This is a genomic window from Dyella sp. PARNA 12/25 (assembly GCF_055702865.1).
Genome location: NZ_JBVQCI010000001.1, coordinates 644,046 through 653,379, shown reverse-complemented (window position 1 = coordinate 653,379; position 9,334 = coordinate 644,046). Strand labels below are relative to the sequence as shown.

At 59.9% G+C, this 9,334-nt stretch carries 22 protein-coding genes and 1 tRNA gene; all 23 read right to left on the bottom strand.

Going from position 1 to position 9,334, the window contains the following annotated elements; genetic code table 11:
- Position 1: 1 nt before the first annotated feature.
- Positions 2-229 (bottom strand): hypothetical protein, encoded by a 228-nt coding sequence (locus tag AC0GUR_RS03165; RefSeq protein ID WP_472876015.1) that lies wholly within the window; start codon positions 227-229, stop codon positions 2-4.
- On the bottom strand, positions 219-464 hold the full coding sequence (locus AC0GUR_RS03160; RefSeq protein ID WP_472876014.1) for a hypothetical protein: 246 nt from the start codon (positions 462-464) through the stop codon (positions 219-221). The genes AC0GUR_RS03165 and AC0GUR_RS03160 overlap by 11 nt, the downstream gene beginning before the upstream one ends.
- The gene (locus AC0GUR_RS03155; protein WP_472876013.1) at positions 461-1,594 is read right to left on the bottom strand and encodes a hypothetical protein; all 1,134 of its coding nucleotides are present in this window, start codon (positions 1,592-1,594) and stop codon (positions 461-463) included. Before AC0GUR_RS03155 ends, AC0GUR_RS03160 begins: the two co-directional genes overlap by 4 nt.
- Before the next feature lie 60 nt (positions 1,595-1,654).
- Complete coding sequence (locus AC0GUR_RS03150; RefSeq protein ID WP_472876012.1) at positions 1,655-2,290, bottom strand: deoxynucleotide monophosphate kinase family protein; 636 nt, start codon at positions 2,288-2,290, stop codon at positions 1,655-1,657.
- 14 nt (positions 2,291-2,304) lie between these two features.
- Positions 2,305-2,380, bottom strand: a tRNA-Gly gene (locus tag AC0GUR_RS03145).
- A 122-nt stretch (positions 2,381-2,502) separates the two neighbouring features.
- Positions 2,503-2,931: a hypothetical protein gene (locus AC0GUR_RS03140; protein ID WP_472876011.1), complete on the bottom strand. Its 429-nt coding sequence runs from the start codon at positions 2,929-2,931 to the stop codon at positions 2,503-2,505.
- Positions 2,915-3,157: a hypothetical protein gene (locus AC0GUR_RS03135; RefSeq protein ID WP_472876010.1), complete on the bottom strand. Its 243-nt coding sequence runs from the start codon at positions 3,155-3,157 to the stop codon at positions 2,915-2,917. The genes AC0GUR_RS03140 and AC0GUR_RS03135 overlap by 17 nt, the downstream gene beginning before the upstream one ends.
- A 297-nt stretch (positions 3,158-3,454) precedes the next feature.
- Entirely contained in the window at positions 3,455-3,769 is a 315-nt protein-coding gene (locus AC0GUR_RS03130) for a hypothetical protein (RefSeq protein WP_472876009.1), read from the bottom strand.
- Between the two features lie 199 nt (positions 3,770-3,968).
- Positions 3,969-4,295, bottom strand: coding sequence for a nuclease domain-containing protein (locus tag AC0GUR_RS03125; protein ID WP_472876008.1), 327 nt, complete (start codon positions 4,293-4,295; stop codon positions 3,969-3,971).
- Positions 4,295-4,480: a hypothetical protein gene (locus AC0GUR_RS03120; protein ID WP_472876007.1), complete on the bottom strand. Its 186-nt coding sequence runs from the start codon at positions 4,478-4,480 to the stop codon at positions 4,295-4,297. The genes AC0GUR_RS03125 and AC0GUR_RS03120 overlap by 1 nt, the downstream gene beginning before the upstream one ends.
- Positions 4,481-4,927, bottom strand: coding sequence for a hypothetical protein (locus AC0GUR_RS03115; protein WP_472876006.1), 447 nt, complete (start codon positions 4,925-4,927; stop codon positions 4,481-4,483).
- On the bottom strand, positions 4,924-5,256 hold the full coding sequence (locus AC0GUR_RS03110; RefSeq protein WP_472876005.1) for a hypothetical protein: 333 nt from the start codon (positions 5,254-5,256) through the stop codon (positions 4,924-4,926). Before AC0GUR_RS03110 ends, AC0GUR_RS03115 begins: the two co-directional genes overlap by 4 nt.
- Positions 5,253-5,426, bottom strand: coding sequence for a hypothetical protein (locus tag AC0GUR_RS03105; RefSeq protein ID WP_472876004.1), 174 nt, complete (start codon positions 5,424-5,426; stop codon positions 5,253-5,255). Before AC0GUR_RS03105 ends, AC0GUR_RS03110 begins: the two co-directional genes overlap by 4 nt.
- The gene (locus tag AC0GUR_RS03100) at positions 5,405-5,929 is read right to left on the bottom strand and encodes a hypothetical protein (protein ID WP_472876003.1); all 525 of its coding nucleotides are present in this window, start codon (positions 5,927-5,929) and stop codon (positions 5,405-5,407) included. The genes AC0GUR_RS03105 and AC0GUR_RS03100 overlap by 22 nt, the downstream gene beginning before the upstream one ends.
- Complete coding sequence (locus AC0GUR_RS03095) at positions 5,926-6,120, bottom strand: hypothetical protein (RefSeq protein ID WP_472876002.1); 195 nt, start codon at positions 6,118-6,120, stop codon at positions 5,926-5,928. The genes AC0GUR_RS03100 and AC0GUR_RS03095 overlap by 4 nt, the downstream gene beginning before the upstream one ends.
- The gene (locus tag AC0GUR_RS03090; RefSeq protein WP_472876001.1) at positions 6,117-6,299 is read right to left on the bottom strand and encodes a hypothetical protein; all 183 of its coding nucleotides are present in this window, start codon (positions 6,297-6,299) and stop codon (positions 6,117-6,119) included. Before AC0GUR_RS03090 ends, AC0GUR_RS03095 begins: the two co-directional genes overlap by 4 nt.
- On the bottom strand, positions 6,296-6,535 hold the full coding sequence (locus AC0GUR_RS03085) for a hypothetical protein (protein ID WP_472876000.1): 240 nt from the start codon (positions 6,533-6,535) through the stop codon (positions 6,296-6,298). Before AC0GUR_RS03085 ends, AC0GUR_RS03090 begins: the two co-directional genes overlap by 4 nt.
- On the bottom strand, positions 6,532-6,729 hold the full coding sequence (locus AC0GUR_RS03080; protein WP_472875999.1) for a hypothetical protein: 198 nt from the start codon (positions 6,727-6,729) through the stop codon (positions 6,532-6,534). The genes AC0GUR_RS03085 and AC0GUR_RS03080 overlap by 4 nt, the downstream gene beginning before the upstream one ends.
- Positions 6,713-6,973 (bottom strand): hypothetical protein, encoded by a 261-nt coding sequence (locus tag AC0GUR_RS03075; RefSeq protein ID WP_472875998.1) that lies wholly within the window; start codon positions 6,971-6,973, stop codon positions 6,713-6,715. Before AC0GUR_RS03075 ends, AC0GUR_RS03080 begins: the two co-directional genes overlap by 17 nt.
- Before the next feature lie 25 nt (positions 6,974-6,998).
- Positions 6,999-7,838: a hypothetical protein gene (locus AC0GUR_RS03070; RefSeq protein WP_472875997.1), complete on the bottom strand. Its 840-nt coding sequence runs from the start codon at positions 7,836-7,838 to the stop codon at positions 6,999-7,001.
- Positions 7,835-8,347 (bottom strand): HNH endonuclease, encoded by a 513-nt coding sequence (locus AC0GUR_RS03065; protein ID WP_472875996.1) that lies wholly within the window; start codon positions 8,345-8,347, stop codon positions 7,835-7,837. The genes AC0GUR_RS03070 and AC0GUR_RS03065 overlap by 4 nt, the downstream gene beginning before the upstream one ends.
- 101 nt (positions 8,348-8,448) lie before the next feature.
- A complete protein-coding gene (locus tag AC0GUR_RS03060) occupies positions 8,449-8,808 on the bottom strand; it encodes a MarR family transcriptional regulator (protein WP_472875995.1) in 360 nt (119 codons plus the stop codon).
- A gap of 317 nt (positions 8,809-9,125) precedes the next feature.
- Complete coding sequence (locus AC0GUR_RS03055) at positions 9,126-9,323, bottom strand: hypothetical protein (RefSeq protein WP_472875994.1); 198 nt, start codon at positions 9,321-9,323, stop codon at positions 9,126-9,128.
- Positions 9,324-9,334: the final 11 nt, after the last annotated feature.

Below are 9,334 nucleotides of genomic sequence, written 5' to 3'. Positions count from 1 at the left end.
CTCACTCGAACTTGGGCGGCAGAAGGTGTGGCGCGGTCTTACCCTTGGCTTCGCGGCGCCATTTCCAGATCAAGTAGACGGCCTGCAAGATCACGTAACAGAACGTGGCGGCATACATCCACTTGTCCGGGCCCCATCCAGCCACAGCAGCAGCCGTCACACTTACCGGAGGTGACAACTTCACGAAGGCCAGCGTCACCTCATGCGCGAGCTTCTGTTTATCCAGCATCGGGCGGCCCCTTCATGTCGCGGACCTTGCCCGCCGTGGATGGTTTGATGGGTTGAACGCGAACCCAGGTACGCGACTTCTCTTTCAGCACCCAGATCTCACCCTCGCGGACCCTAATGGCATCCGCTTGGTACTCATCGAGAAGTGCGGCTGGGTCCCATATGTAAATCTGGTCGTCGGCCAGGATGACGGGAGCAGCACCATCACCTTCTGGCTCGGCGGCCTCAGTGCTCATGCCGCCTTCACCGACACCCATGGAGCCTCACTGACTGGCTTCGGATCGTCTGCCCACACAGCCTCTTGGAACGTCAGGCCGCGCACCGGATGCGTGAGCCACAGTGCCTGCTGAGGCACTTCGAAGTCGAAGCGCATCTTCATCGCATATTCGTTGAAGCCAGGTAGGCACCCATTGACAATGATCTGCCCGAGGTAGCGCAGTTGGTGCCAGTGGCCCATGAGCAAAACGTCGTAGGGCATCCCCAGCGCGCCGTACTGCTTACGTGTCTTGGCATCGCCACGCATCCAAGGCAGCAGCGGCCCGGTGATACCAGAGCCACCCTTGAAGCTATCGCCATGCGTGAGCATGTAGCGCGTCCCGTACACGCGGTACGAGGCGTCGAAGCTGTCAGGGATCTGGAACGTGATGCGGTCGCGGTACTTCGGGTCGGCGTGGATAGTGCGCGCCAGGAACTGGTACAGCAGGTAGTCGAAGTTCAGCCCGGGGCCGTTCTTCATTCGCGGCTTACGGTCCAGGCGACCGTGATTGCCGGCCACACATGGAACGTGAATCCGCTGGAACTCGTCGGCCAGCTGCTTCAGCGCCGGCACCAGCTCGTCGTGCAGCGTGATGACCGACTGCATTACCGTCTCGTCAGCCGTGTCGCGCAGCTCGTCGTGGATGACGCCATCCACCATGTCACCGCCGAGGATGACGACCATCCCGCCAAACTGGCCGGGCGCCAGGGTGTGGCGCAGCAGCTTCACCGACCCATCGACCACCCGGCGCAAGCGGCGCTTGGCAATGGTGGTGTTGTACTGGTTGACGCCGTTCACCTGATTGGCGAACACCGTTTCACCGAAGTGAAGGTCGGACAGCATCAGCGTCGGCACGCCATGTACCAACTTGCCGCCACGCGGCGTAGCACTCAGCCAGGCGGGCGGATTGGTCACGGCGAGATCGACGCTGTGAATAATTCGTTTGATCGCGGTCAGGTCAGCCGATTCGCTGGCCAGCCGCTTGTTCTCAGACTTCAGCGCAGCGACTTCGCGGCGCAGCAGGTCCGCTTCAGGTGTGCGGCCATCCGGTTTCCCGTTGGCCTTCTCGGCGTCAGCCAGGAACGATGACTTGCCACAGCCGCGGCACATGACCCTGGAGGCGCCATTCTTAATGACGTTGGTAGATCCGCATTTGGGGCAAATCATGCGTCAGTTCCGCACCAGTTCCGCGTACACGCCCATGCCATCGCAGTTCGGCGGCGGCATATGGCACTCGGCGGCCAGGGTGTCGTCGATCATATAACCGAGGGTGCCGGTGGCGTTCTGCACATGCCCGCGCGCCGCCATGGCGTGCATCGCGGCATCGACCAGATCGTCAGGCGTCCCGTTGTTCCGCAGGCGGAACGTCACCAGATGCTCATCGAGCGGCTTCTCGCTGATATGGCTGTCACCGGAGCCCGTGCCGTCGCGGCTCAGCTCAATTACCACGCCACCTTTTGCCAGAATCGCCGCCGCCTCGTTCGGGAAGCGCACGTCGCTGATGATCGCGCCGCGTGCCGGGATGCGGTGCAGCAACGAACGCAGCCACAGGTCCGCGTGAACGGTGTCCCTGCCCCACTCCGTACCGATGGTCTGCATCATCTGGCGCGGCGTCTTGCCGTCCAGCCACTTGACTGGGTGTTCTTTGCAGTCTTCCAGGGTAGCCATGCTGACGTTAAGCAGGTCGGCCACGAACTTGCGCAGCGGCGCGGCGAAGCTATCCACCGGCAAGTCCAGCAGCCTACTCAGGCCGCGCGCAAGCGTGTCTTTGCCGGAGCGCTTGGCCCCCGCAATTCCGATCAGCATGGCAATGTCCTGTATGGAGCGAGCCGCCGGAGTCGAACCGGCATCTTCGATCTTGGAAGGATCGCGCCCTGCCAGTTGGACCAGGCTCGCATACGAAAAAGCCCCGCCAGATGGCAGGGCTTCGATATTCGCTACTTCGTGTGTGGCGATTGGAACAGGGGAAAATTTATAAATCAACAGTCCATTTCGGTCCGTTTAAGTCCGTTTGGGCATCAAGCCGCCGCCTCCTTCCGTAGCTCGTCACTGAACGGCATCCCGAGCGACGCAGCGACATGGACGCGGGCCAAATGTAGCAACTGCGAGTAGCGCGAGCGATCGCTGATCTGTACGCCTGCGCGCTTCAGCTTCTGCATCTTTGCGTCCACTGGCTGACCCGGCAGTGTGTACTCTGCGCGTATCACGTTGGCAGCGCGCCATCCTCCCTGCTGCGCCGCAAGCGCGGTGACAGCCGCCTCGACCTGATCGGCTGGCGTGAAGTCCTTCCGTGATTTCGGATTAAGACCATCAGGCGCTTTGCCGTGATAGGTCATCAGGGTTAGAAGGGGTGAGTACCCGTGCCAGCCGTTTTCCTCGTACCGGCTGCCACCGTACTCCTTGCCCCACTCCACAAGCCGTGCCTCTAGGTCACTTGCTCGACGCATTGGGATTCCCCTTCAGTTTGTCGTAATCAGGTTCAAAGCTCTTGCCCGGCGTGCTCAAGCAGCGCGGGAATACGCGACCAGGTGAGTCGCATGCGGACTTCCCCCAACCGTGGACGGCGTGTTTGCAGAATGGACAACCACCGGCCCGGTAGACCTTGGCGACCTGCCGCTTGCCGATGGCACGCTCGGCTTTGCGCTCGGGTGCGGTGAGGTGGTCGGCGGTCATCGATGAATCCCTTTGTAGGATTCAAACTCCCTCCAGGCCTCTCTGACAGTTATTCCCGTGTAAATCCAGAGTCGATCTACAACGCGCCAAAGTCCGCGACGGAACATGATGTGTGGCTTCATACCGTCCTCCACTGGGCGAGTGGCGAGTGCTGCGCAGCCCAACTACGGTAGGCCTCTGCAGGCGTGTCCGCGTAGTTCGAGTAGCCGTGCATGCACACCGGACCCATTAGGCCAATGTGGAGTAGTCGCGTCCGGATACACCACTTTCCATTGACATAGATGATGTGTGGCTTCTTCACGCCGCTCTCCTCCAGTTCATCACCAGAGCCGTAGCCTCGTCGGTGCTGGTTACGGTCCAGACCTTGCTGCCACGCCAGTCGCGAGCGAAGGCGGTCTGGTTGGCGTTGAGCCCGGCGCGTCCATAGGCGGTATCGAGGTTCTTCACCTCTACAAGCTGCGTCACGCGGCCGTTTACTCCTGAGAGACCAACGGCCAAGTCAGGAAAGCCGGGAATCCCCGTCGCGTGCATCTCGATGACGCTGCACCCAAGCGCCGTGAAGCGCGCAACGATGGCGTCATGATTGGCGTCTTTCTTGGAATGGCGTGTCATCGCCATTGCCTCCGGCGCTTGCCACGCGGCGCGTCGCACGGTGCCGGCCTATAGCTCGAAGGCTTGCCCGGTGACTTGTTGCGGCACACATCCTGCAGAGGGGGCGCGACCAGAGTCTCTAGGTGATGACCACGAGCACGCTGCACCTCAATTTCCCACTGTCGCATTACGCCCGTCAGGCCCATGAGTGATGGACTTTTCACGCCGCAATCCCCTTCACAGTGATGAGGCCCTTCTCGATGAAGCGCTTCCACGTCCGCAAGATGCCGCGGATGGCGTAGAAAAGACGCTCTTCAAGCGGATGCACGCCGTCGCGGTTATCGATCCAGTCGTGGCAGCAGTTGCAGCCATAGGCTGAGCACAAGTCGCTTGTCTTTTGACCCATCCCGGCCTGCTCCACGATTGGCATGTGGCAAAGAACCGTCGTCTCTGGGTTGTAGTTGCACACGCCGGCAACGTTGAGCGTGCAGTTCTCGCCCTTGGCGGATGCGCGGAGCGGGGTAATTTTGGGGCGCGATGACTTCATCACTTATCTCTCAGGAATGAGGCCCAATCGACGTGACGGCGATAGCTATCGCGGTCAATCTGAAGTGATTCAATCTGCCTTCCGCAGTGCATGACGACCTCGATCAACTCCTCACGGGAAAGCTCGGTGATAGGACGGCCCATCCAATAGGCCAGAACATTCTCATGAGCGATTTGAGTACCCATTCAGGCCCTCCTTCCCTTCTCAAGGAACTCAAGTACGACGCCGAGCTTCGCGTAATTCGCCTGCATGGCTTCGAGGTATTGGTTCAGCTGCGTGGTAGACATGCGCGAGGTCACCGGAAGCATGTCCATGGCCTGGAGCTTCTCCTCGTACGTCAGGTGGGGCTTAATGGCGGTGTCGTAGAAGGCGCGGAACTCGGCATCTTCGGCGCGAAGGATCGGCACGCCCAGGTGAAGTTTGCAGAACCGCTTAACGCCGAGCGTCGTGTCCTCGCGAAGCTCGCGCGATACCTGCTCGTACCAGACGTGACTGACATCGTTCTGCAGGACGCTGCGATCCTTCCCTGTCTTCAGATTCGCCCGGACGAACTTGTGCTCATTCCACAACTCCCGAACATCGCCAATGAAGCGCTGCAGGGATTCGGCGCTGTTGAGGATGTGGGTGGTCATGCGGCCTCCTTCGGCGGCTCGCCTATCACGAGTTCGACGATTCCCGCTTCTATGCATGCGTTTGCGCATGTGTCGCAGGCGTATGTATGACCTTGCAGATAGAGCGTTGATCCGGCCGCCTTGTCGCCAGCAATGCCGATGGCTACAACCTCCGCGTGACCCACCTGGTCGCAAATGCTCCGGCATAGTTCGTACCCGACACCGGTAGGCATTCCGTGGCGAGGACATGTAGCCTGCGGGTTGCGCACATGGTTTGTGCCGACAAACCGGCTGCCATCCGGGCATACGATCGTGGCCGTCACGATTTGCTTTGCGCACGGACCGGTCATGCGGCCAGCTCCATCTGCATCGGCAGCGGATGTCCGTTGAAGCGGAACACGGCCTTCGAGAATCCCATCGGCGTAGCGCTGCGAATATTTCCGCGATCCTCGCTTGGAGCGCATTTGTGAATGCGATCATCCGGTGGCGGAAGATCGGTCAGCATGAGGCGCTCAGGCATGATGAAGCCCCCCCTGTCCAGATCCATGTTTCCTTCGTGTAGTTGTCGTCCGCGCAGTAGCCGGTGAAGTGGTGAGGGTGAAACTTGTGCTGCGGGGAACCAAAGATCTTGCTGAAGCCGCTGGTGGGGTTTTCAAACAGCCAGTGCGCGCCGGAGAGCGCCCCGACCATCCTGCACTGCTCAGCGACAATCGCTGCTTTGGCCTGGAAGTAACGGTCCTTTGCAAACTTCGCTGCCCACCAGCGCGCGCCACTCAGGGAAACATCGGTACAAGGCGGGAAGCCAGCCACAAAAGCCACGCGGCCGGACCGGATTAACTCACCAAGGTAATCAAGACAATCGGTGATCTTGCAGCCGATGCGAACAATTCGACCATCGGTGCGGATGCCCTCCGGGTGCTGCGGATCTACCATCACTACGACGTATCCGGCGCGCAGCCACGGCTCCGCCATGTTCATCGTCAGATTGCACAGGAAGACCGCGACGTCCTTAACGATCATCACGCCAACCTCCAAACCGGCACCCGGTCCTTTGACTTACGCAGCAGGCCCTGATCAGCCATCGCCCGCAGCGCAGGCAATACCGCGTGATGATCGGTGTAGACCTTCAGGGCCAACCTTTCCGCAGTACTCGGCCCAATCTCGCCAAGCACATCGACGATCTTTCGGCGTAAGTGGGTGTTGGGGATGGTCATGCTTCACCTAGATCGCAGATAACGCGCACGATTAATGCGGCCGTTAGCAAAGGCCATGTAGCCGCAACGATGAGGCATCCGAGAAGCTCGCTGCTATTAGTCCCCTCGCGCAGCCATTCCGACATGAGCCAGATGAGGAGCGCCAAGGCAATAACGCCATAGATGATTGCGATAATCATGCTGCCTGCTCCACTGCGTGCCAAAGTTGCGCCGGGCGACCGCCTGTGTTCTGCGGGAATGGCTCACAAGTGACCTTTCCGCGACGCTTGAGGTCATGCAGATAGGCGCTGGCGAGACGACACGAGATCTCCATTTCGCAGGCAATCTCGCTGCTCGTGCCTGGACCCTCTTGCAGCAGGTTGAGCACGGCGAAGAGCTTTCCGTCTGGCTTCATTGATCCTTTAACGCAGCTCATGCTGCACCTCCGCTGAGTTCGTGCAGGTTTTGACGCTTGAGCAGTTGGCGGCTGCGTACCTGACCGCGATCAGTCAGCGTCTCGATTGCGGAGCGCACGCTCCAGTGATTGGCAGTGAGGCACAGAGCCAGCTGCTGCACCGTCATTGGCTGAAGGGCCAGCGCACCGAGAATGCGGTCATGAAGCGTCGCCATGTCCACCTCCAAAATTCAGGCTATCGATCAACCCATTGATGCGCTGGCGGTTGCGCTCCCGCTGCTCGTCGGACATAAGGCGGAGCGGCATGCGCTCCTTCTCAACCCGTGGCAAAGCGTCAATGAAATCCTGCGGGGCTGGCCAGGTACGCCGCGCACCAAGTGTCAGGAAGGCTGCACGGAACCGCTGAGTATCTCGCTGCTCGTCGAACGCGCGATTGTTCGTGATGACGCGCTCCCACATGGCCAAAGTGCCTTTGATCAGCTCGCTAGCCGGTTGGCGTTCCAAGCCGAGGCAGAGCAGCTGCTGAAGGCCCGTTGCGAGTTCCCGAGTTATCCAGTCCACGTTTCACCTCTTCGAGTTCGAGTACAGCGGCGACAGTCTTTCCGTGCGATTGGCCGGGCCCTGCGCGTGCGGTCTGCTTGGTGACGGTGGAGGCGACCTTGGCGTGGTTCGTGCGGGCAACCTTGACGGCATAGGCGAACAAGCCGGCGCCCGAGATAGAAGCCTTGGTCGCGTTCACCGCATCAGCGAACTCCTTGGCCGTAACACCCTCTTCCAGGGCAACCAGGAAGTCGGGATTGCTTTGGTTGATCGAGAAACACCCAGCGTCCCGCATCGCCTTGGCACATTTGCCGGCGATGGTCGCGTGCGTATCTATCTCTTCCTGGGAAGGGGAAGGGGGAGAGGGGAAAGAGGAAAGAGCCGGGCCGGTTCCATGCTCGTCATCACCTGAGCACTGCCTAGGTTGTGCCTGAGCACCGCCTAGGTTGTGCTCGGAACCAGTCGGACCTGGAATAGCGCTAGGCAGCTCCCGTACATGCGGGTTTTGATGCTTCAGGAATTCAGGAATAGCGATGTATCGGACACCCGCGTGCTCATACCGAACGATAAATCCACGCCCAGTGAGCTGACCGAGAAGATCCTCGATGTCGCACTCGTCGTACGGCAGCACTTCGGCCTTCAGGCGCTTCGGACGATCTTCCAAGCGCCCTTCCCTGTCAGCCTCGCACCAAAGCCCGGAGAACAAGATGCGTGCCAGTGGATGGCATTCAGCAAGCCGATCGTTCTTGAAGAATCCAGGCTTAAGGGTGCGGGCGCGGCTCATTTGGCATTCGCCCCTTTGTACTGCTTGGCGAACTCCAGCATGGCCTTGAACATTGCTGTGGGATCTCGTTTCGCCACCTCAGCAACGGCGAGAAGATCGTAGATGTTTGGTGAATGGCCGTATCCCTCAAACATGTTCGCGAGGTCGCCAGCTAGGAACGGAAAGTGATTGCTGGAGAGGTTCGGTTCCTGCAAATTCACCCAGCCAGCGAGAAGCGCGGCAGCGTCCTCCCGGGAATGCGGACCGGACATGGGTAGGAATGAGCACACAAGCTTCAATGCGTCATCGGTCTCGTGTTGACTTGCGTGGCATTCTTCGCAGAGAACCGCGAGCTGCTCGAGGTCGTAATCCCAAGGCTCACGACCCTTGAAGTACTCCTTGTGATGAACATGCAGAGTGGTCGTCCCATCGAAGCAGTACTCGCAATGAAAATCCGCCTTCTCCATAGCTTCAAGTCGCTTCTTCTGCCAGCGCGGATCCTTCAGCTTTTCCCAATATGTCTTTGCCATATGCATCCCCGTCATGCCCGATGAGGACACGCCGGCAAGGCGGCTCGGGAGACCGCCCTTTCGCCCCGTCGGGCTAGCCGTGTGTTGTTCAAAAGAGACGTTCACGCAGCCGCCTGCACGCCATCAGCAAGCCACCAAGTAAGCGCGAGCTTTCCAGTGACAGAACAGGCCCTCTGAATCCCCTTCACCACCGCGCCAGCCGTTGCAGCCTCGGGCAGTCGACGTGCGAGTGTGTAGCGATCAATACCAGTGCGCTCGCACAGCTCCTGACTGGTGCAGCCGGGATAGGCGCGCACTGCCGCGATGGCTTGGGCAATCTGCTGGCCGCGACGACCACTTGCCGTCAGCTCGCGTGCTGCCTGATGACTCGATTCGGGGTCAGTGGCGCGCGCAATGGGCGTCTCGATACGCCGAATGGTCGGCTCACGATCCCAGAACGATTCCTGTCGGATGAGTGTCACAGTTGAAACTCCTCCATCGCATCGAGTGCGGCCATCCACGCGAGGAACTGCTCGTGATCGAGGCCGTAGGGATTGAACGGATCGAAAGACTCTTTCATGCTCTCTCTCCGCGCTTTTTGAGGCCCCTCAAAAGTGCCAGGGCGTCGTCATTCGAAAGATCCATGGCCGCCGCCAGCTCAGTGACGGCGGCCTTCTCTGCCGCTGCTTCCACAGTGATGCCTTCGAGTACAGCTAGGGCAACAAGTCGCCCGTAGGCGTCGTCGCTCCCGACTGAATCGGATTTAAAAGGGGCCTCGAAAAGCGCCGGATTGGGCGCTTTAGAGTCCATTGGGCTCCGCACTAATCTGCTGCCCACGCTCCCGCAGCAGTCGGCGAACGCCTTGGTTGATGAGTTCACGTTTCAGTTCGCCCCACTCCATACCGATGAGGCGCGCTGCAAGTGATCCATCTTCAACTTCGAAGTCGTTCAAGTAGAGGGGCTCACGCCCTCGACGAAATCGTGGATCGAGATACATGGGGAAATTCC